This is a genomic window from Vibrio sp. OY15 (genome assembly GCF_000742455.1).
Lineage (GTDB): Bacteria > Pseudomonadota > Gammaproteobacteria > Enterobacterales > Vibrionaceae > Vibrio > Vibrio alginolyticus.
The window spans coordinates 40,155-60,989 of the sequence record NZ_JPIL01000004.1; the positions used below are offsets into that span (position 1 = coordinate 40,155).

The following is a 20,835-nucleotide window of genomic DNA, read 5'->3' on the forward strand; positions in this document are numbered from 1 at the left end:
TTAGCTTGAGACAAGATTACAGCTTAAAGCGTTGAATCTCTTGTTCAAGTTCGTGTGATAGCTCAGACAGGTGAGCAGCTTGTTCTGCTGCTTGATGAGCTTCGACTGACAACTCGTTAGACACGTCACGAATACCTTCAGTGTTACGAGTGATCTCAGTGGTTACCGATGCTTGCTCTTCTGCTGCTGAAGCAATCTGCGTTGCCATATCACTGATACGCTCAACAGCAGTGTGGATTTGCGTCAAGCTCGCTGCAGCCGCATTGGCATCATCAACACTGGTATCAGCTAGACGACGACTGTCACCCATAATACCGACCGCTTTGGCTGTTGTGCCTTGTAGCATCTCGATAGTTTCTTGAATCTCTTGCGTTGAAGCATGAGTACGTTGGCTCAATACGCGGACTTCATCTGCAACCACAGCAAAACCACGGCCTTGCTCACCTGCACGTGCCGCTTCGATCGCCGCGTTAAGTGCAAGTAGGTTCGTTTGCTCTGCAATGCCTTGAATCGTTGATAGAATCGTATTGATGCTATTTCCGTGTGCTTCTAGCTCTTGAATCACATCAGTAGCAACTTGAACTTCTTGCGCTAAGTTCTGAATAGAACCTTGCGTTTGAGTTACTTGGCTTGAACCGTGTGAACAAGCTTGAACCGCTTCTTCTGAGTTACTTGCCGTGCTATCAGCATTACCTGCAATTTCTTGTGTCGCTGCTGCCATTTCATTCACAGCCGTCGCCACCATGTTGATTTCATCTTGCTGGTAAGAGATACGCTGACTACGCTCCTCAGCTTGCTGTGCTGTCGTGCGTGCTTGCTCTGAAAGCGCAGAAGATACGTGGCTAAGCTTAGTAACCATTGTGTGCATGTTGCCAACAAAACGGTTGAAGTTTTCCGCCAGTTTACCTACTTCATCATCACTGCGTGGTTCTAGGCGTTGCGTTAAATCACCTTCGCCAGATGCAATTTCTTCCAGTGCATTTGATACGCGGTTCAAGTCACGGAACAAGAAACCAACTAGCCAAGAAACTGCAAGAATAACCACAATCGTGATCGCCACAGCAGTGAACAATAGATCTCGTAGCAATACCGCATGACCTGCTTCTTCTGTTGCGCGATCCATTTCAATCGCAAACATCCAATGCGTACCAGGAACTTTATTGAAGTAGTAAAGCTTCTCTTTTCCTTTGATTACCGTATCTTCGATACGACCTTCATCGGCGGCGCGCTCAATTGCCTCTTCTGAAAAATCTTTTAGAACACTGGTGATAGGCTTAAGCGTCAAGCTTTTATCTGGATGCGCTAAGAAGGTGCCTTCATTCATGTCGATTAGCATCGCATGCGCGTTTTCACCTGCATCTAAGTTAATCACATCGCTGATAAGCTGATCGATCAGTACGTCCGCACCAACAACACCAACAAACTGACCATTTTTCATTACTGGCTCAGCAATGGTCACAAGTAGTGCATTCGTGATTGCGTCTTGATATGCGGCGGTGATGATTTGCTTACCCGCTGCATCAGCATCCTTGTACCAAGGACGTGTGCGAGGGTCGTAATCAGCACGGTTACGCTCCGGATGAGAGCGGTACATATCACCGTTTGGTGTACCAAGGAAGATGTCATCGAAGCCACCAGCCTTGCGAGCTTGTTGTAGGAAAGGAACAACGTCTTGCTCGGTCGAGTAATCGTTGAACGCAGTGGCAATATCTTTACGGATATTGACCCAATCAGAAATTCCCTCTGACGCAGTAGTACTAAGACTTTGCGCACGTGAATAGACACCTGAACGAGTCTGATCAAATAATTGACCAGCCGACAACCAAGTAAGTGCTGTTGCCATCACAACAACAGCAGAAAGGCTTGCGCCTATAAGCTTTTGTTTTAATGATAATTTCATATTTATAGTTTTTTGAGTTGGGAGAACAGTTAAGGTGCATGAATATTACACACTTTTTTACGACTATTCACTAATTTTTAAAAAACAAAATAGCACATTAACTCTTTGTAAAATATGAACTTTCATGTGTCATTTTTTTGTCTCGAGCGTCATAAAAACCGCACAAAAAAAGCCAGCAAATTGCTGGCCTTTTGATTAATTGTTAGTCAGACGGTTTTATAAAATGCCGAATTACTGACGCTCAGTTCGCATACCCATCAATAAGCTCACACACATTGCAAGCAGAATGAAGGTAAATGGCAGTGCTGTAGAAATGGCACCGGCCTGAAGAGCTTGAACCGCCTCGGAGCCACCAATCCATAGCAGAGCAACCGCAATTGCACCTTCCATGAATGCCCAGAAGACACGTTGAAGTACAGGTGCATCGACTTTACCACCTGCCGTGATACTGTCGATAACAAGTGAACCAGAGTCAGAAGACGTAATGAAGAACACAAGTACCAGCACAACAGCGATGATAGAAAGCATGCTACCAAATGGAAGAACATCAAACATTTGGAACATAGCAAGTGATACGTCAGTCAAGCCATTTGTGCCCAGCTCACCTACTTTATCAACAACTTGCTCGATCGCCAGGCCACCAAATACAGACATCCAAACAACGGTAACCGCAGTTGGAACCAGTAGAACTGCTGTGATGAACTCGCGAACGGTACGACCACGAGAAACACGCGCGATGAACATGCCTACGAATGGCGACCATGAAATCCACCAAGCCCAGTAGAACACTGTCCAGCCTTGGAACCAAGCTTCGTCCGTACGACCAAACGGGTTACTTAGTGGGATGATATTCTCTACATATGCCATAAGTGTGGTTGGAATCGAACCTAGGCTCGCCGCCCAACCGATAAGACCAACAAGGAGAAGTAGCAAGAACGCCACAACCATGTTGATGTTACTAATGACTTTAACACCACCATCGATGCCGCGTACGACTGAAACAACAGCAAGTAAAGTCACCACGGTAATAACGACGATTTGCAGACCTAGGCCTGGCTCAACACCAAATACGTGATGAATACCACTTGCTGCTTGCTGCGCACCTAGACCTAGGGATGTAGCAAGACCAAATAAAGTCGCAAGCACAGCCAGAATGTCCACAATGTGGCCAGCCCAACCCCATGCACGATCACCCAGAAGTGGGTAGAAGATCGAACGCATAGATAGCGGTAAACCTTTGTTGTAGGCAAAGAATGCTAAAGAAAGTGCTACAACACCGTAAATTGCCCATGGGTGAAGGCCCCAGTGGAACATAGTTGCACCCAGTGCCAATCTCGCGGCTTCTGGTGTATTTGCCTCAACACCAAGTGGCGTTTCATACCAACCGGTGAAGTAAGCGACAGGTTCTGCAACACTCCAGAACATTAAACCGATACCCATACCAGCTGCAAATAGCATTGCAAGCCATGACATAAACGAGTAATCGGCAACAGCGTCTTTACCACCTAGTCGGATCTTACCCATTGGTGAGACGATAAGCGCCAAACAGAAAATAACGAAAATGTTACCTGCAATAATGAACAACCAATCGAATGAACCAATAATTTTCCACTTCAGCCCATCAAGTGCCGTCTTTGCGGTATGTGCATCTAGAACTAATGCAGCGACAAGAAACAGCGCAATTAAACCTGCACTAATACCAAAAACTGGGTTATGAACATCAAAACCCCATTTTTGAACGTTGTCCTGACCTACCGTATAGTCGGTACTATCGATACTGTACTTATCTATACCCTTTGTCATCGTTCCTCTCTATTTTTGTAGTGTTTTTACGTACCAAACAAAAAAATCTTTCGAACACGATACGTTTTGCATTCCGTGAAGGCGCAAGATCCTATCATTTGACACGTTTTTGTCTATCTTTTTGCTATTAAAAAATCCAATAACTTACTTTTCACTGTGTGATTACGGCCTTTGATAGAACAAATCACTACTACAATAGTTAGACCACAAACATTTATTGCTATAATAATTTTAGCTCTTCTTATTTTGTCGAAAAGGCGCGACAAAATGGTATTGAGGACACGGCGTAAAATTGTAGAGGTAATTTTTGATTTCCCCCCTTTAAATAAGGGCGCATTTAAGTTAGTGTCGCCTCGATAAATGTTCCCTACAGACTGGATGAATAAATTGGAAAAGTACGAAGAAGTATTGGTCTCGATTCGTCAGATCATCCGCGCTATTGATTTACATTCTAAAAAGCTGAGCAAAGAGTCTGGATTGACTGCTCCACAGTTGATTTTGATGCGCGCTATCAATGACTTAGATAACGTGACGATTAAACAGTTGTCTAGCCACACTAACATGAGCCAAGCGACCGCAACGACCATTCTAGATAGACTAGAACGAGGCCAGTTTGTTGAGCGTCAGCGCAGTGTTCAAGACAAGCGTAAAGTGCATGCTGTACTTACGAGCAAGGGTCAAGAAGCCTTAAAACAAGCACCAACGCCGCTGCAAGAGCACTTCATTAATCGATTCCAAAAATTGGAAGAATGGGAGCAATCCCTTCTACTATCTTCCGTTCAACGCATCTCGACGATGATGAATGCAGAGGACATCGATGTTGCTCCAATGCTAGAGCTTGGTAGCATTACCAAAGCCGATTAGTTTCGCTCCCACGTGCTCGCTTTTTGCGGGCACTACTCTCCTACTCAGTCAACCCAGTTTCAAACGCATATTTTGCTAACTCTGCCGTCGAATGTAAGTCTAACTTGTGCTTAATGTTATGGCGATGCGTCTCTACCGTTCGATAACTAATATTGAGTAAAGTGGCGATTTTCTTGCTGCTGTTTCCTTGAGCAACTAATTTAAGTACCGCTTCTTCCCTGCGGCTGAGAGGATTCGTTTTTTGCGTGGCAGGCACCACTTCTTGGGTAAAGAGTGTTTGTGTGACTGATTCACAGAAATACGTCGAGCCTTGGTTCACCGTTTTTATTGCTTGCACCATTTTCTCGGCCGAGATTTCCTTGAGCATATATCCTACGGCACCAGCTTGCATGACCTTCATGATGTATTCGCGATTATCGTGCATGGTCAACATAAGTATTTTGCTCTCTGGGCGCGCTTCTTTAATTACACCAGTCGCTTCAATACCGTTCATTATAGGCATGCTGATATCCATCAATATGACATCCGGTTGCAAGTGCTTTGCGACCTCTATCGCTTCCAAACCATTACTTGCTGTACCCACCACTTCGATGTCAGGCTCTAACTCCAAACGAGCCATGAAGCCATCCAACACCACTTGATGATCATCGACAATCACTACACTAATCGGTTTATCCATAAACTATTTCATCCAAATTAAGCAGCACGGTAATCTCTGTTCCCAAGCCAAGCTCACTCATTAGCTCAAATTCACCACCGATGAACTCTACACGCTCTTGCATGTTCCTTAACCCAATCCCTTGTTGGTGCACTGCTTGGTTAACCACAAATCCAACCCCATCGTCACGTATGAGTAATTGCAGCATATTGCCCATTTTTTGCAAAGTAACCGTTACTTTTTTCGCTCGCGCATGTTTTTCAATGTTATTCAAAGACTCCTGAGCGACGCGATATAGCGTCGTTGCGACTTCCGAAGTCAGTTTGTGCTGCTGAGTATCGAAATTGCTCTCGATATCAATCCCAGAATGGGAATGAAAATCCTGTAGCAAGGTCGTCAGTGCTGCTTCTAAACCGATATCATCGAGGGCGCTTGGACGGAGCTGATGAGAAATATGCCGCACCTCATTTATCGCGGTGACGAGCGATCGTTGTGATTTATCTAAGTGGGATTTGAGTTTTTCGTCTTCAAGTCTATGACTCATTAAGTCTAAATGACATTTACTGGAGACTAACAACTGATTGATTCCATCGTGCAGTTCTCGCGCTAAATGCTTTTTCTCATCTTCTTGGAACATCACGGTTTTATGTGCCAATTCTTTCAGGTTCTTATCAGCGAGGCGATGCTCGTGCAGATTGATCGCCAAAGTGAGAACAATGATTACAGCAACGGTCACCGCTAAGATCACGACGACTGAGAAAAATGTCGTTTCGATATTTTTGTTCACTGCCGCGCGCATATTGGCGACTTCTCGGCTGACATCCTCAATATACAGCCCAGTCCCTATCATCCATTCCCACTTATCGAGCCATGCAGCGTAACTAAGCTTAGGGACAACTTCACCTGTAGATGGCTTTTGCCACAGGTACTGATGAAATCCACCACCTGATTGCGCTTGATACAATAAAGCTTCGATTAAGCGATCGCCATTTTCGTCTTCAAGATAGAGTAAGTTTTCCCCGACAAGCTCCGGAAGAACTGGGTGTACAAGGTTGGTACCATATTTATCATAAGCAAAAAAATAGCCGTCCGACCCATAACTCAAACGATTTAAAATCGCTTTCACACGCGTTTTGGCAACACTCTCTTCTAAAGTCGGATCGTTGTAGATGTAAGAAATGGAGTCAAAAGCGACGTCGACCGTATCTTTCAGCGCCGCTTCTTTTGATTGGATCAAGTTTTGATGAAAGATCTCCACCTCCCTTTTGCCAAGGGTCTTGGTTTGATAGATAGAGATCCAGCTGATACTCGCTGACACCAATACCACGGGTATCAGTGTCAGCAGAATTAACTTTGCTTTGAGAGGCATCCCTTCCCTCCATGAAACGCTGCCTTTACAGCTTACTATCTTAGCAGTACAAACGAATCGATTGTGTCTGCATAGACATAATTAACAGCTTAACAACTTGTCTCAAAAGGTAAAAACTCTCAGTTCACAAAATCTCTTTATTATCGAGTGATTAACTCATACCGTAAAAACCTGGGAAAAACAGCAAAGACGCCAACACAACAATCTGAATCGCGATGAATGGCATCACACCTTTGTAGATATCTCGCGTAGTAACCCCTGCTGGAGCGACACCTTTTAGATAGAACAAACTAAAGCCAAATGGCGGTGTGAGGAACGACGTCTGTAAGTTCATCGCAATAAGAATCGCAAACCACGTCATATTAATGCCCATCAATTCAGCGACTGGCGCAATAATTGGCACGATGATAAAACAGATTTCAACGAAGTCGATAAAGAAACCTAAAATCAGAATCACCACCATGGTAATAATAAGGAATCCCCACTTTTCACCCGGCAGTTCTAACATCCACTCTTCAACTAAATAATCACCACCAGTGTAGGTAAATGCCATTGAAAAGGCGGTCGCACCAAGTAAGATCGCAAAGACCATTGCGGTTACTTTAACTGTCTCTTTTGATGCATCATAAATCATCGACCAACTAAACTGTTTATACAATAGTGATAAAATTATCGCACCTGCACCGCCCAGTGCCGCTGACTCTGTTGGTGTTGCAATCCCTGCAAAGATGGAGCCCAATACCACGATGATCAATGCTAAAGGTGGCAATACAGCTTTCAGTGCGGTGAGCACTTCTTGTTTACGACTGATCGACTCATCGCGCTCTATCGCCTGTGCGGCTTGAGGGTTCAACTTCGCGTAGATGAGAATATAGATCACATAGGCGCCAACAAGTGTAATACCGGGCCAGATCGCAGCTTGAAATAGGTCCCCTACCGGTACGCCAAGTACATCACCCAACAAGATCAACACGATAGAAGGTGGGATAATTTGGCCCAACGTGCCAGACGCACAAATAGTCCCACACGCTAAACCTTTGTCGTAATTGTACTTGAGCATCACAGGAAGAGATATTAAGCCCATCGCAACAACTGATGCGCCTACCACACCCGTTGAAGCCGCAAGCAATGCGCCAACTAACACGGTAGAAATAGCGATACCACCGCGAACGCCACCGAACAAACGCCCCATTGATTCTAGTAGCTGTTCAGCAAGCTTCGTTTTCTGTAGCACTAGCCCCATAAAAACGAACAGCGGTACGGCCATTAGCACCGTATTTTCCATAATGGACTGAATTCGATATGGCATAAAAGCAAACATCTCGATGCCTTCAGCCCAAACACCAAAAATCAGCGCGATACCACCAAAAGTAAAGGCAACGGGAAATCCCAATAGAAGCGCAAAGAGCGCAACAAAAAACATCACTATACCGATCATAATGACTTCCTTTTACGACTTACCGTTATTACCGGCATAGATGAGATGAGGGTTGACAATTTTGTTGATTGAATGAAGTAACAATCCAATACCACTCACCGCCATAAAGAAAAATGACAGCGGAATCATCGCTTTGATAATCCAACGATATGGTAAGCCACCTGGGTCACCAGACGTCTCGCCTAACGCGTAACTTTCCTTGGCGAAATCAATACCAAACCAAGCTACCAGTAGGCAAAAAGGGAATAAGAAAAATAGTGTGCCTATGATGTCGATGATGGATTGTGCTTTGTAAGATAAGCGTTCATAAAAAATGTCGACGCGAACATGGCCACCGGACTTAATTGCGTAAGGCACACCAAGCAAGAACACGGCAGAGAATAGATGCCATTCCATTTCTTGGAATGCGATAGACACATCATTAAACACGTAACGCATGACAACGTCGTACACAACGTTTGCTAACAACAAAATAAACAGGATGCTGGATAACCATCCGAGAAAATCGCTAAAGCGGTTAAATAATCGCTCAATATAAATAAGACTTCTCATTCCGAACTCCGTGGAACGTTTAGATGCGCTCCGCTATGGTGCGGAGCATTCATTATGAAGTTTTCTTGGGCTTCGATAGCAGGCTAAACCTCTCGGCATCGCCTGCTTCATAACGTTATTGTTGAGCTTGACTGTTTAAGTACGCTCGGTGCGAAATATCTGACCATGGTCGAACTTGATTCATATAGTTCGCTTGCGACTCTTGAATCTCTTTCGCCAAAGCATCTTTTTCTGCATGTTCTTTCAACAAACGATCGTTTGCTTCTCGCAACGCAACTACGACTTCAGGTGGGAAATCTTTTACTTCAACATTTGGGTATTCAGACTTAATAGATGCCCAGTTTTTGCCGCTTTCGTGTTTCGATTGCGTGTACATATCGTAAGCCGCCGTTTTCATGGCTACTTGCAAAATCGCTTTTAGATCATCAGGTAGACGATTCCAGGTACGCTTGTTAACGAGGAACTGAAGCTCAGTCGCTGGCTCATGCCAACCTGTGTAGTAGTAAGGCGCGATTTTGTGGAAGCCCATACGTAGATCCAGCGATGGACCAACCCATTCCAAGGCATCAATTGTGCGACGCTCTAGAGAAGTATATAGCTCACCAGGGGCGATATTCGTTGGCTTGGCACCTAACTCAGCCAAAATCTCACCAGCAAACCCTGGGATACGCATTTTCAAACCCTGTAAGTCCTCGACGGACTTGATCTCTTTTTGGAACCACCCGCCCATCTGAGTATCGGTATTACCGCCAGGGAAAGACATCAAGTTATGTGGAGAGTACACTTTTTCCATCAGCTCCATACCACCGCCGTAGTAAAACCATGCATACTGCTCAGTTGGCAACATACCGAAGGGCATAGAAGTGAAGTAAAGTGTGTTTGGAACCTTACCCTTCCAGTAATAAGACGCTGAGTGACCCATGTCATACTGACCCGACTTAACCATATCAAACACCCCAAAAGGCGCTTTATGCTTGTTTGCGGAATCAATGCGGATTTGCAAACGTCCGTTGGACATCTCTTCCGCCATTTTGGCCATGTTTTTTGTGGTATCACCAAAAATTGGGAAATTAGGCCCCCAAGTTTCAGCAAGCTTTAAACGATAGACTTTTTCAGCAGCGTTTACAGAAGTCGCTGCGAGTGCCATCGCGGCAGCGACAGCGGTTGTTTTGAGCACTCGTTTTAAAGATTTTTGGATTAGACTCATCGTTCACGTCCTTTATCACCAAGGTTATTGTTGTCATCCATTTCATTAGGATTGGCTGTATTCGGTATAAAAGATGTAACAATGTTGTCTAATGCGAAATGGGCATGAACACGGAAGCGAGTAATTCATCAATAAGGCATTAGCCTAAGGTATTACGTACAAGTACGTAGGACAACCGTCATGACAAAAGACTGTTAATAGCAAAATCAATAAATTATATTTTTATCTATGAATAAAAATAAAAGACAATACGTACGTATTTTTCTGCCAAAAAATTTACATAGTATTTAAGAAAATGTGACAAACCACTTATTGGCAGTGTTAAAGTCAGTACTTAATGCATTATTTCCAATACCAAGATAAAAAAATACCTCGGCATCGGCCGAGGTATTCAATCTAGAACGGTAGCGGTAATTAAACTGCTTTGTAGATAACTTTGTTACCTGCTAACTGCTCTTTTTGAACTAGGTTTTCTTCAAGAAGCTTCTTTAGTGCGCCAGTAGCCCATGATGCCGCTTTAGTATCTTCTTGACCTGCAGCTAGACCGATGCCTTTAGGGTTAATACCTTCAGCATTCGCCATAACGATGTCTAATACTTGTTGTTGCTTAGGAGTAAGGGCAACATCAACTGTTTTCACTGCAGCTACTTTTTTATCAGCTACTACTTTCTCCGCAACAGCTTTTTCAGCAACAGAAGGTGCTACTGCTTTTTCCGCAACAGGCTTCACTGCTTTAGGTGCTGCAGCTAAGTTTGCTACTGTCGCTTTAATGCGTTTTTGCAGTTTCATCTGCACTTTACGCTTATGAGCAAGTCTCATTGAATATTTCTCCAGTTCACTGCATCTCAGCAGGGATGAAAATTTGAAGCGCGTTTTATACCAAAATTCACAAGCAATTTGTAGGTTTTAGCGGCGAAACGCGATGAAAAATGCGCTCAAAGCATAGAACGTCTACTATTTAATCAGATATTTTATGAACGGATTTATTGAATACTGGGTATAAAAACAGAGGTTTGTTTTATTTTAAATGCAAATCAATGCACATAAAGCTACCCACTTATTTTTGGACAAGTATTCGATGAGGTTATAAGCATGGAAACGCTGCACCTAACAAATTCACATTTCAAACCCGACTCCCCTATCAACAGAATACTTTTGTTGCTTGTTGCACTCATCACTTTGTTTTTGGTTGCCATTTCTCCGGGATGGAAGCAAGCCATGTTGTCGGTCATTTTGATGTCTGCAATCGTTGGTTTCGCCATCTTGATGATTAAGAAAAGCCAAGTCACTTTTACGCTGACAGCTTCTCACTTTCAGCAACACCTTTTTAAAGGAGGTTGGGTCGTCCGATGGCGAAATATTGAGTCAATCGGTATTTGTAGCTACCAACAGGAAGGGTGGCACCAACCGCTACCTTGGATCGGTATTCGTCTAAAACACTACTCGCCCTACTTAAATTCAATCTGCCCTCGTATAGCGACAGAAATTCTCCTCAGCCAGCGAGCACTGCTTTACTTAGGCGCGAAACAAAATCAGTGTGAAGATAAGTTTGAGGATATAGTGCTTGACCCTAAACCGTATATAAACAGAGATGGGATTGAGTACAAAGGTTTGTTAGCGATGCTCGCCAACCGGATGAAGTATCAGAGAGGCTTTTATGGCTACGATCTATTTATATCAGCAAGTGATCTAGATCGTGAGGCTGAGGATTTTGTGGGACTGACTCGGCGATACTTAGCTGCCGCCGAGCCAGAATAATGCTTAGTACACGCACTTTTAGTAAAGCGGCATCTCGTCAGCAACGAACGGGTTAGTTTTACGCTCATGACCGAAAGTCGATTGAGGGCCGTGACCAGGGACAAACGTGACATCATTGCCTAAAGGCCACAATTTCTCTTTGATAGAACTAATCAACGTATTGAAATCACCTTGTGGGAAGTCAGTTCGACCAATGCTACCGTTAAACAAAACGTCACCCACAAACGCTAAACGCGCTTCTTCACTGTAAAGCACAACGTGACCTGGTGTATGACCAGGTGTGTGGAATACGTTCAGCACTTGATTACCAAAAGTGACAGTGTCACCCTCATTTAGCCATTGGTGCGGTTCAAACGCTTCTGTCAGCGGGAAACCAAACATTTGGCTCTGACCTTCCAAACCTTGCAACCAGAAGTTATCTGCCTTGTGAGGACCAACAATCTCTGTACCGCCAAGCAGTGCAGACAGCGGTTCCGTGCCACCTACGTGGTCCAAGTGACCGTGTGTTAGCACTAGGTTTACCACGTCAACACCCAGCTCTTTGATAAGCATAGCGAGCTGCTTTTCATCGCCGCCTGGGTCAACCACAATGCCTTTCATGGTTTCGTCACACCAGACAATAGAACAGTTTTGAGAGAAAGATGTTACTGGAACAACTTGGTATTTCAGAGCCATAGATAACCTATACCGAATAAATTTGCGTGAAAACTGCCGCAACTATGACACTAAGGCCTATCGACTTCAAGCTTTGAACTGTGGGTAATCGACGACGTTCTGAGACTAGAAACCTTGTCTCAACTGGCACTACCAGGAACGAACAGCACCCGTATCGATATGAACAAAGTTACTGCCTGGATAATAACCCACGCCACCGGCTTTTAGGCTTAAGGCAGCATCACGAACTGTTGAAAGCTTCACACCGTCTAAACGGAAATCAATGGCCTTTCCTTCCATGTGCATGCTCTTTTTCGCTACACGAGAAGACCCGTTGCGCAGCGAGGCATTAGTGGCAGGAGAACGGTAACCTGAAATGACGATCACCTCTGCTTCTGTACCAATTAACTTTTGAATTTGACTTATTTGATCGAACAAGCGTCTATCCATGGGATGAACCTCATTTCGTCGATGGTCTCGACAAAACTCATTCAGCCTTTGCAGTTCATCATTAATGTATCGTTTTCCATCGAAATAGCATGTTTCGAGGATCTCTCCAGTATTAAGGTTGTTCATCGCCAGCGCACGTGGCTCGTCAAGGAGTGAAGCCCAAGAAAATGATGGCAGGGCAGACGCCAACACCACACCACCAGCGGTCATTTTAAGGAAATCTCGGCGGGAAAAGTTACGACTTACCATTTCAAAATACAGTGCTCAACAACTAGACAAGTCGTGGACATTAACCAAACACATTTGTCACGTCAAATGCATAAAATGCTCCATCTTGATTTTCAGATGCAGTAATTATTGATTAATTATTGAACGAAAAGAGAATTCTTCGTTTTGTAAATTTTCCTTAAAGATTTCAACTGCGGTGATCGTACTTATAGATATCATCACGGTAGTAAAGCGTTCCCTCTTCCAACCATGCTGTTTGATAAATGATGTGTACTTGAATGCGCTCTCCCAAAGGAACTGACGTGTTAGACCGACGAGAACTTTCTCGCTTTTTCGCTAAACGTTCTTCCAGCCCCTGAGTTTTGAACAGAAGTTCTGCTAACTGGTCTGCATGTTCTACACGAACACATCCTGAGCTGAATGCGCGTCTGTCCTGTTCAAACAAGTTCTTACTTGGCGTGTCATGCAAATAAATAGCTTGTGGGTTAGGCATATTGAACTTGTACAATCCCAGTGCATTTTGTAAGCCCGACGCCTGTCGCATACGATAAGGAAATGTTCTCGGATTCACCGTTGCCCAATTGATGGTTGTAGGGTCAATAATTTCGTTCGAAGTCCAAGACCGAATGATTTGAATGTTATGGTTAATCAAATACATCGGATTAAGTTTTACTTTAGGAATAATGTCTTTAACCATGATAGTCCAAGGCACGTTCCAAGTTGGGTTGAGAATAACTGAATCCAATGCCACCGACATGATGGGTGTTTTTCTTGATGCTCTCCCTACCACAACTTTAGACTCAAACAAGGGTTGACCGTCATGCCAATACGTGACTTCGTATCCAGGCACGTTAACAAAGACAACATTATCCCTTTCTTTCGACCAAATTCTTGAACGCTCAGAATTCAACGCCAGCAGATGCAATCGCTCTTGAGGAGAAAAGTTGATCCATCGAATGGTATTCGGGCCGATAACGCCATCTTCTTTCAAACCATGAATACGCTGGAACTCTTTTATCGCAAGCTCTAATTGTTCGTCATATTCTTCAGTGACTAAATCCAAGTAAGAAACATCTACGCCTACGATCTCCATTCGCTCAATCAATAGGGGTCTGTTTTCTAATATATCGCCAACACGTGCTAGCCCAGTTTGTTGATAGGCAGGATATTGGTACTGAGAATGTTCCGATAGCGAAGAATAGGCGGAGTAGAAAGCATCATCTGTTTGTAATGGAGACCGGAGACTTGCCAAAAACTGACCAAGTTTGCCAACCGTAATCTCATTACTCAGAACCGATAAAGTATCGATGCTAGGAGCGGGTAACGTAACATGGGCTTTGTCTGTAAATAGCCAATTAATCCCTTCTTCGGGGAGTTGCTCAAGATAACTAAGGTACATCAAGAGTGAATCTGTCATCACTAAATCGAAGTCGAGATTATCTCCCTGCCACCTTACTTGGTTTATCCGGTGAAGTTGATTTTCGAATTCATCGGTGACATCCGCAAGTGCAACCAGGTTTACTTGAAAAAGAAACTGCTCAATATCACTTTCATTTTCCCAGTTCAAACGGTAATTGGTGCTTTGATACAGTTGATCAATCACCTCTGGATAATGGATCATTTTTTCTACAGACAGCTTTTGTACCGCTCCCTCTTGCTCGACTTGCGCTGAAGCTTCGAGAGAAACGACGGTGGAAAAGCTGCAAAACGGCACCAGAAGTGCCGTCATGATTAAAACCCTAGCAAACACTGAAATGATCCTTGCGCTACTTGCCATAATAAAAAGTATGGCAAATATCTCACAGCTTGCAGGTTTAAAATTAAGAATCTGATGCCGAAAACGACAACAAAACTCTCTATAAGTAATTACTCAATGATCTTTCTAGATAATTCTCGACCAATGGTTATCCCATTGCACACCGCTTGCGAAGGTATTTTTTGACTCTTCAGGCCTTTGCTCTACCACTTTTCCCGCCCCAGAGCTGACTCGGAACTCATCGCCATAGACCACAACACCAGAGGCATCTGGTAACGCACTTAGCTCGACCAATTTGCCCGTAGATTTAGACCATATACCATAACAACTGCCCGGAGGCGAAGTGGCTAAGATCCATTCATCGGTTGCTGCAATACTCGCAACGTAGTGATTGAAACGCGCCCACTCTTCAGGCTCAGCTTGAAGATCTTGCATTTCACCACCACGCGTGTGCATGGCGATCAAGGCTGGATACTCGTCCGGCTCACCACGATATTGCTGACCACAAAGCACGGTTTCCGCACCATCATGAGCTAAATGGCGAATACTCAACTTATGTTCCGGTAAAGACACTTGATCCAGTAGCTCACCCTTCTGTGAAAGGTAACTCAGGCTGGGTTTCATGCTATCAAGATTGAGAGGTTCACGACCGTTAGTGTTTACGCCACCGACGCCAATCGCTAGTGCGCCATCAGGCATCATGATCACTTCATGAGGACCAAGGCCAAAACCCGTTAACTCATCAATCTTTTGATATTGCTTCTGCACATCATAAACACCAATGATCCCGCGGCTTGTCCCCCTCTCCCCTTCTGTGGCAAATAGCAACGTGCCGTCATGGGAGTAAACACCATGTCCGTAAAAATGACGATTTGGCGTTGCTAGTTGCAGTTTGATCATCTGCTCTGAGCGATAATCAAACACCATGAAGAAAGTACCAGGTCGACGACCAAAAACTACGGCGTGGCCTTGTTGGTTGGTTGCTACACCGTGACCACGCTCAGGAATCGGCAATGAAGATAGCGGCATACCATGCTCATCCGCCACCACCGCTGCGAATTTATCTCGACCAATGATAGAACAGCCGATCAACGCAGGTTCACGTGAGCTTGTTGAAGCACAACCAAATGGCATCATAGGTATAGCCGCCCCGAATAGAGCGGCTTTCAGCAAGGTTCGGCGGGTTTGATCAGTCACCATCGGTTGCATTAAATCCTATAACTACGCCAAGCTCGATCGCCACTTCTTCGTGAATCAGGTACTTCAATTGCTCTAGCTTGTTGTATTGAGCGAGCACCATGCGATAACCTTCTTTTGTTTGTAGTGCAGCAAACAAGCTCTTATCCTCTGGCCAAGTTTCTAACGCCATTTCAAACTGATGAACGACACGGTCTGCGAGATCTGCATGGCCTTGCTCTCTAAGTAGCGCATCTAGACCATTCCCGTTAGCAAAGTACAACGCTTCCATCCCTTGAAGGTTGGCTTTTAAGTTTGAAAGCGAGGTCTCTGAACGCCACGATTCTGAGAAATACGGGCGAGGCTTACCAATCTTCGCTAGCGGTCGGCTCAACTTCTTCATGCTGTATTCAAGCTGATTCGAGAGCAGTGAAATGTACTCAGACTCCCATTCCGTCATCTCTAGCGATTTCCAAGGGTTCTCTGCCCAAGAATCCGCGATGATCTGCGCTTTGTTATCGAGGTTTTCTGCAATCGCTACGCCTGTCACACAAGTATTGCTGTTGCTAGATAAGGTCGACGCTTTATCGTAAAGCAGCCATTCCAGAGCCCCTAAACCTTGCACGGTGACACTTTGGGTGGAGATATCTTCTGCACTCCAAGCTTGATCAGATTTCGTCAATACAGACATTTTACGACCAGTAGTGTTCTTTTTATCTGGCCAAAACTGAACATTCCAGCTTTGCTCCAGCGCCGTAGCAGGGCCACGTTCTTGACCTTGTAATGCCATCCACGCAAGCATAGTTTGATGCCATTGCTGTTTTACTTGTGCATCATCTTTCGACTCTGATGCGCAGTAATCTGCGAAGCGTTGTTCAAGTTCTGTGGTTTGCGCTAAAAACGTCTGAGCTGATTGAAACTCCACCTCGTACACGCTTTGAGAAATATGACTTGTACTCTCAGGCTTGGCAGAGCTCGAACCGATAGTCGATTGGCAACCAACCAAACTTAACGTTGCGGCAATCGCACTCACTAACAGTGTCTTTTTCATGGTTAGGTCCTTATAGAGAGTTCAGAAACGCAATGAGAGCATCACGTTCTTTTTTGTTCAGAGCTAAAACATTTTGTTTCGCCGTTTCAGCTTCGCCGCCGTGCCACAACACCGCTTCCATCAGGTTACGAGCTCGACCATCATGTAAGAAGTAAGTATGTCCGTTTACTTCTTCGGTATAACCAATACCCCATAGAGGTGCCGTTCGCCATTCACGGCCGTTTGCTAAGTATTCCGGACGGTTATCGGCTAAGCCTTCACCCATGTCATGCAAAAGCATGTCGGTGTATGGGTGGATAAGCTGCTCAGAAAGCGCTGGTAACTCTGGTCGTTTCGCCGTTTTGACACTGGTTTTATGGCAGCTTTCACAACCAGACGTAGCAAAGATTTGCTGACCAAGTTTCACGTTAGGGTCATTGACATTACGGCGAATAGGTACAGCTAAGTGCTGGCTGTAAAACTCAACGAAATCGAGAATATTTTCACTCACTTCTGGTTTGCCGCCATTTGGCATGTCGTCACAAATGCTTTGTTTCGAGGTACAGTTTTCATATGGGAATAAATGGCTCGTAAGACCCACATCACCATTAAATGCTGCTGCATTTTGCTGCATTAGCGTCGGTTGTCCTGCTTTCCAGCCAAAACGACCAATCGAGAAATTGTCCCTCTCAATATCCCACACTTTATTTACTTTGCCTGAGATACCGTCTTTGTCGGCATCTTGTTCATCAGCCCAAGCAAGTAGCGTTTCGTCGGGAATACTCTCTAACAAACCAAGGCCGATCATTGGCGGTGCCACGCGTGCTGAGAACTCGGTATCAGGGTGCATATCGCCGTAACCCAGATCGGTAATGTTCAAATGAGGTTTTCTTAGCGTCACCGTCGTACCGTCTTTAAATTTCACTGGGACATCGGTGTAAGTGATTTCGATTTTGCCTTCTGGCGTTTGATCTTGCAGAGCGAAATCTTGAAGCTGACCACCATAAGTCGGCTCAGGTATGCCACCGTCTTTGATGTAGGCTTTCTTTTGTTCTGGCGTCATCGCAGGAATGCTTAAGCGCACTAACATAGACACGGCATGTAAATCATCTTTCTCTGGCGGATGACCACGACCGTCTTTGATGTGACAGTTCTGACAACCATTGGTGTTAAAAAGCGGACCTAGGCCATCACGAGCGTCTGTTGACGCTGGCGCTTGTACCCAAGGGTTGCGGAAAAAGCTGTTACCCACACTAAAATCTAGGCGTTTGCTCATCGGCAGGTTGGCAGCAGGAAGAGAATAGGCATTCGCGCCATCTTTTTTAACACTGGTTTTGCCACCAGACTTAACATCGTAAGCCATGGCAGAAGAAGAAAGGATCGCGGCTAGCGCAGAAATTAGGTATGGCTTCATATCATTGCTCTACATAGACAACAAGGGTGATAACAACGAGCTCAAACGGCAAAAGGGCTCAAAAAGAGCCCTTATTTATTATGGTTTTCTTATTAAAACTCGTGGTCAGCAGTATCAGGGCTTAGGCTGTCGATGCCGACAATGTTTGCCGCTCGCTCAATCGCACCAGTTTGCGCTACCAACGACATGATGGTGTCGTTTACCAGCGCGTTGCCTTGTGCGTTACCCGCCGCAATAAGTTGGTCAAAATGCTGGTTATTCTTCTCTGCAGAAGTCACTAGCTCACCAACTTGGCTAAGTGTTGTATCAAACTGCTTTTGAATGTCGGTCGCGGCTTTCTTATCTTTTTGAGCAACAAGATCAGCAATACTTGGACCAGATAGCTCTTTGCCGTTTACACCTTTGTATGTACCTGTGTAAACGTTGTAGATGCCTTGCTCGTTGTAGTAGTGAGAATTATGCGTGTTGTCTGAGAAACAATCGTGCTCGTCTTCAGTTGAGTTCGCTTCTAGTGCCACTTTCATACGCTCACCCGCTAGCTCACCTAGAGAAAGAGAACCCATGCCGAATAGCATCTTACGTAGACCATTGTCCGCTGAGTCGTTCAGTAGCTCTTCACGGTAGTTACCTTTTACTTCAGCAGACCACTGCTTTTCCATCCACTCAAGGTCTTGAACCAGTAGATCAGCGGCTGCTTTTAGGTACTCTCCACGACGCTCACAATGGCCATTCGTACACTCAGAACCGACAACGAAATCAGTGTAAGCACGTTGACCTGCACCCGCGTTAGTGCCGTTTAGGTCTTGACCCCAAAGCAAGAATTCAATCGCGTGGTAACCTGATGCAACGTTTGCCTCAGAACCGCCTACTTCGTTTAGATCCGCTAGCAATTCTGGAGTGATTTTTGAAACGTCCAGTTTAGAAGCACCGATCTGTAGGCTAGTGTTCGCGATGATGTTGGCAGCCGCGCCCTCGTTACCCAATTCGTATTGGTAATCAGCTGCTACGTAGTCAATCAGACCTTCATCAAGTGGCCATGCGTTCAGCTGACCTTCCCAATCGTCAACAATCGCGTTACCAAAACGGAAAACTTCAGACTGTTGGTAAGGCACGCGAGAATCTAGCCAAGCTTGTTTTACTTCTTCAAGCTTTTTCGCTGATGGTGATTTTAGAAATTCGTCGATTTTTACATCAAGCGCTTTCGCTGTTGTTACTGAATCAACAAACACAGCATGGGCAACGTCCGCGTAATGTTCGACTACTTGTTGTTTAGTTACTGTGGCAGCAACGGTAGAACCACTGGCAATGAGGAGTGATGCAGCAATAGATTGGACTAAAACTTTTTTTGCATTCATCTGAAGGATCCTTGTTGAGCTTTTCAATTATCGTATTGGTAGTGCTAATTATTCTTATTTGCACTTTAGTCTCGAGATAATACAAATTTACAATTTATTTGCAACTCCAGATACAAAAAAACCTCATAAAAATGAGGTTTTTTCACAGACTTTATTATCAGTTTTATCTTTAGGATTAAACCTTTAGGTCATGTTTTCCGTGAGAGACTTTTGCCTTCAGATAATTTTCGTTGCCATCTTTGATATGTGCAGAGGTATTGACAACCTCGCCAATTTCAATTCCGTACTCAGATAACTCACGAATTTTCTTAGGATTGTTCGTCACGAGGCGGATCTTATTCACGCCTAAAGCTTCTAGCATTTGTGCTGCTTCTGTGAAATCACGCAGGTCATCATCAAAGCCCAAATGGTTGTTAGCTTCGTACGTGTTCATGCCCTGGCTTTGTAAGCGGTATGCATCGATCTTATTGTACAAACCAATACCACGACCTTCCTGACGGAGATACAAGATGATACCACCGGACTCGCCCATGCGATTGATCGTCTCTTCTAGTTGCTCACCACAGTCACAGCGTGAAGAGTGGAACACATCGCCTGTCAAACACTCAGAGTGCATACGAACTAAAGGCATGTCCTGAGTTTGGTCCGCTTGTTTAAAGATAATAGCAACATGCTCTTTGTCTGTCTTCAGACCATGGAAAGACAGAATTTCGGCATCAATGTTACTTTTTGCCCCGACTTTAAAATCTACTCTGGCACGTACTTCCGCCATATCTATACTCACTCGATTTATTGCTTGATGCGCTTGATGCGTTTTCGTTATTGCATTCATGGGATTTACTCGTTGCTCTTCAACTATGGGGACTGATACCGCATTTTGCAATATAGAGATCACAATTGAGGGCAGTTATCCACTCAAGATAGCAAAAGAGAAACACTCTCCAACTGAACAATTGTTATATTATAACAATTTAAAAAAACTACAATAAAAAACCCCAGACAAATTTTGTCTGGGGTTTCAAGAAGGTCGTTTGGTCTATCTTTTAATGGGTCTGACTGCGCTTCCAAACGGCGAGTTCAATCCAAACTGCTGCGAGTTCTTGGATTTCCTCGTCGGTCAACACGGCGAGCGTTGAAGTAACTTGAGGCAGGTTCGGTGATTGCAATGCACGAATCTGCGAATAGAAGTCTTTTTTAAGTTGTAATATAACTGAATCCACTGC

The 20,835-nt window shown here is 44.5% G+C and carries 19 protein-coding genes; 2 read left to right on the forward strand and 17 right to left on the reverse strand.

Going from position 1 to position 20,835, the window contains the following annotated elements:
* Positions 1 to 16 precede the first annotated feature (16 nt).
* Entirely contained in the window at positions 17 to 1,900 is a 1,884-nt protein-coding gene (locus tag IJ23_RS05410) for a methyl-accepting chemotaxis protein (protein ID WP_005376880.1), read from the reverse strand.
* Between the two features lie 231 nt (positions 1,901 to 2,131).
* Positions 2,132 to 3,703, reverse strand: coding sequence for a BCCT family transporter (locus IJ23_RS05415; protein ID WP_005376879.1), 1,572 nt, complete (start codon positions 3,701 to 3,703; stop codon positions 2,132 to 2,134).
* 387 nt (positions 3,704 to 4,090) lie between these two features.
* Between IJ23_RS05415 and IJ23_RS05420 the strand changes: the two genes are divergently transcribed.
* Positions 4,091 to 4,567 (forward strand): MarR family winged helix-turn-helix transcriptional regulator, encoded by a 477-nt coding sequence (locus IJ23_RS05420; RefSeq protein ID WP_005376877.1) that lies wholly within the window; start codon positions 4,091 to 4,093, stop codon positions 4,565 to 4,567.
* A 40-nt stretch (positions 4,568 to 4,607) separates the two neighbouring features.
* Here the strand turns inward: IJ23_RS05420 and IJ23_RS05425 are convergent, their stop codons facing one another.
* The 6 genes from IJ23_RS05425 to IJ23_RS05450 all read right to left on the reverse strand — a co-directional run bounded on the left by IJ23_RS05425 (position 4,608) and on the right by IJ23_RS05450 (position 10,610).
* Positions 4,608 to 5,246 carry a response regulator gene (locus IJ23_RS05425; protein ID WP_005376875.1) on the reverse strand — a complete coding sequence of 213 codons (639 nt, stop codon included), beginning with the start codon at positions 5,244 to 5,246 and terminating at the stop codon, positions 4,608 to 4,610.
* The gene (locus IJ23_RS05430) at positions 5,239 to 6,594 is read right to left on the reverse strand and encodes a cache domain-containing protein (protein WP_005386831.1); all 1,356 of its coding nucleotides are present in this window, start codon (positions 6,592 to 6,594) and stop codon (positions 5,239 to 5,241) included. The genes IJ23_RS05425 and IJ23_RS05430 overlap by 8 nt, the downstream gene beginning before the upstream one ends.
* Before the next feature lie 151 nt (positions 6,595 to 6,745).
* A complete protein-coding gene (locus IJ23_RS05435; protein WP_005376871.1) occupies positions 6,746 to 8,032 on the reverse strand; it encodes a TRAP transporter large permease in 1,287 nt (428 codons plus the stop codon).
* A 12-nt stretch (positions 8,033 to 8,044) separates the two neighbouring features.
* Positions 8,045 to 8,584 carry a TRAP transporter small permease subunit gene (locus IJ23_RS05440; RefSeq protein ID WP_005376869.1) on the reverse strand — a complete coding sequence of 180 codons (540 nt, stop codon included), beginning with the start codon at positions 8,582 to 8,584 and terminating at the stop codon, positions 8,045 to 8,047.
* A gap of 115 nt (positions 8,585 to 8,699) precedes the next feature.
* Positions 8,700 to 9,791: a TRAP transporter substrate-binding protein gene (locus IJ23_RS05445; protein WP_033905641.1), complete on the reverse strand. Its 1,092-nt coding sequence runs from the start codon at positions 9,789 to 9,791 to the stop codon at positions 8,700 to 8,702.
* Between the two features lie 414 nt (positions 9,792 to 10,205).
* Positions 10,206 to 10,610 (reverse strand): hypothetical protein, encoded by a 405-nt coding sequence (locus tag IJ23_RS05450; RefSeq protein WP_005376863.1) that lies wholly within the window; start codon positions 10,608 to 10,610, stop codon positions 10,206 to 10,208.
* Between the two features lie 273 nt (positions 10,611 to 10,883).
* Between IJ23_RS05450 and IJ23_RS05455 the strand changes: the two genes are divergently transcribed.
* Positions 10,884 to 11,549, forward strand: a complete 666-nt coding sequence (locus IJ23_RS05455) for a DUF2982 domain-containing protein (RefSeq protein WP_005386825.1) — start codon at positions 10,884 to 10,886, stop codon at positions 11,547 to 11,549.
* Positions 11,550 to 11,567: 18 nt separating this feature from the next.
* On the opposite strand, the gene IJ23_RS05460 is transcribed toward IJ23_RS05455, so the two are convergent.
* The 9 genes from IJ23_RS05460 to IJ23_RS25395 all read right to left on the reverse strand — a co-directional run bounded on the left by IJ23_RS05460 (position 11,568) and on the right by IJ23_RS25395 (position 20,832).
* On the reverse strand, positions 11,568 to 12,224 hold the full coding sequence (locus IJ23_RS05460; RefSeq protein ID WP_005376855.1) for an MBL fold metallo-hydrolase: 657 nt from the start codon (positions 12,222 to 12,224) through the stop codon (positions 11,568 to 11,570).
* Positions 12,225 to 12,353: 129 nt separating this feature from the next.
* Positions 12,354 to 12,902: a DUF882 domain-containing protein gene (locus IJ23_RS05465; RefSeq protein ID WP_033905642.1), complete on the reverse strand. Its 549-nt coding sequence runs from the start codon at positions 12,900 to 12,902 to the stop codon at positions 12,354 to 12,356.
* Positions 12,903 to 13,068: 166 nt separating this feature from the next.
* Positions 13,069 to 14,610, reverse strand: a complete 1,542-nt coding sequence (locus IJ23_RS05470) for a L,D-transpeptidase family protein (RefSeq protein WP_033905643.1) — start codon at positions 14,608 to 14,610, stop codon at positions 13,069 to 13,071.
* Between the two features lie 153 nt (positions 14,611 to 14,763).
* Positions 14,764 to 15,846 (reverse strand): DUF1513 domain-containing protein, encoded by a 1,083-nt coding sequence (locus tag IJ23_RS05475; RefSeq protein WP_033905646.1) that lies wholly within the window; start codon positions 15,844 to 15,846, stop codon positions 14,764 to 14,766.
* Positions 15,827 to 16,864: an imelysin family protein gene (locus tag IJ23_RS05480; protein WP_033905647.1), complete on the reverse strand. Its 1,038-nt coding sequence runs from the start codon at positions 16,862 to 16,864 to the stop codon at positions 15,827 to 15,829. The genes IJ23_RS05475 and IJ23_RS05480 overlap by 20 nt, the downstream gene beginning before the upstream one ends.
* 10 nt (positions 16,865 to 16,874) lie before the next feature.
* Entirely contained in the window at positions 16,875 to 18,257 is a 1,383-nt protein-coding gene (locus IJ23_RS05485; protein ID WP_033905648.1) for a di-heme oxidoreductase family protein, read from the reverse strand.
* 92 nt (positions 18,258 to 18,349) lie between these two features.
* A complete protein-coding gene (locus tag IJ23_RS05490; RefSeq protein ID WP_033905649.1) occupies positions 18,350 to 19,612 on the reverse strand; it encodes an imelysin family protein in 1,263 nt (420 codons plus the stop codon).
* A 175-nt stretch (positions 19,613 to 19,787) separates the two neighbouring features.
* Positions 19,788 to 20,384: a GTP cyclohydrolase II gene (locus tag IJ23_RS05495; RefSeq protein WP_025767283.1), complete on the reverse strand. Its 597-nt coding sequence runs from the start codon at positions 20,382 to 20,384 to the stop codon at positions 19,788 to 19,790.
* Positions 20,385 to 20,655: 271 nt separating this feature from the next.
* A complete protein-coding gene (locus tag IJ23_RS25395) occupies positions 20,656 to 20,832 on the reverse strand; it encodes a hypothetical protein (RefSeq protein ID WP_033905773.1) in 177 nt (58 codons plus the stop codon).
* Between the last annotated feature and the right edge of the window lie 3 nt (positions 20,833 to 20,835).

Bases quoted from the DNA above. Each gene is read 5' to 3' on its own strand.
- IJ23_RS05490 (WP_033905649.1), bottom strand. From the start codon at position 19,612: ATGAATGCAAAAAAAGTTTTAGTCCAATCTATTGCTGCATCACTCCTC.
- IJ23_RS05415 (WP_005376879.1), bottom strand. From the start codon at position 3,703: ATGACAAAGGGTATAGATAAGTACAGTATCGATAGTACCGACTATACG.
- IJ23_RS05440 (WP_005376869.1), bottom strand. From the start codon at position 8,584: ATGAGAAGTCTTATTTATATTGAGCGATTATTTAACCGCTTTAGCGAT.
- IJ23_RS05425 (WP_005376875.1), bottom strand. From the start codon at position 5,246: ATGGATAAACCGATTAGTGTAGTGATTGTCGATGATCATCAAGTGGTG.
- IJ23_RS05410 (WP_005376880.1), bottom strand. From the start codon at position 1,900: ATGAAATTATCATTAAAACAAAAGCTTATAGGCGCAAGCCTTTCTGCT.
- IJ23_RS05485 (WP_033905648.1), bottom strand. From the start codon at position 18,257: ATGAAGCCATACCTAATTTCTGCGCTAGCCGCGATCCTTTCTTCTTCT.
- IJ23_RS05435 (WP_005376871.1), bottom strand. From the start codon at position 8,032: ATGATCGGTATAGTGATGTTTTTTGTTGCGCTCTTTGCGCTTCTATTG.
- IJ23_RS05465 (WP_033905642.1), bottom strand. From the start codon at position 12,902: ATGGTAAGTCGTAACTTTTCCCGCCGAGATTTCCTTAAAATGACCGCT.
- IJ23_RS05470 (WP_033905643.1), bottom strand. From the start codon at position 14,610: ATGACGGCACTTCTGGTGCCGTTTTGCAGCTTTTCCACCGTCGTTTCT.
- IJ23_RS05475 (WP_033905646.1), bottom strand. From the start codon at position 15,846: ATGCAACCGATGGTGACTGATCAAACCCGCCGAACCTTGCTGAAAGCC.
- IJ23_RS05495 (WP_025767283.1), bottom strand. From the start codon at position 20,384: ATGGCGGAAGTACGTGCCAGAGTAGATTTTAAAGTCGGGGCAAAAAGT.
- IJ23_RS05450 (WP_005376863.1), bottom strand. From the start codon at position 10,610: ATGAGACTTGCTCATAAGCGTAAAGTGCAGATGAAACTGCAAAAACGC.
- IJ23_RS05480 (WP_033905647.1), bottom strand. From the start codon at position 16,864: ATGAAAAAGACACTGTTAGTGAGTGCGATTGCCGCAACGTTAAGTTTG.
- IJ23_RS05430 (WP_005386831.1), bottom strand. From the start codon at position 6,594: ATGCCTCTCAAAGCAAAGTTAATTCTGCTGACACTGATACCCGTGGTA.
- IJ23_RS05445 (WP_033905641.1), bottom strand. From the start codon at position 9,791: ATGAGTCTAATCCAAAAATCTTTAAAACGAGTGCTCAAAACAACCGCT.
- IJ23_RS05460 (WP_005376855.1), bottom strand. From the start codon at position 12,224: ATGGCTCTGAAATACCAAGTTGTTCCAGTAACATCTTTCTCTCAAAAC.
- IJ23_RS05455 (WP_005386825.1), top strand. From the start codon at position 10,884: ATGGAAACGCTGCACCTAACAAATTCACATTTCAAACCCGACTCCCCT.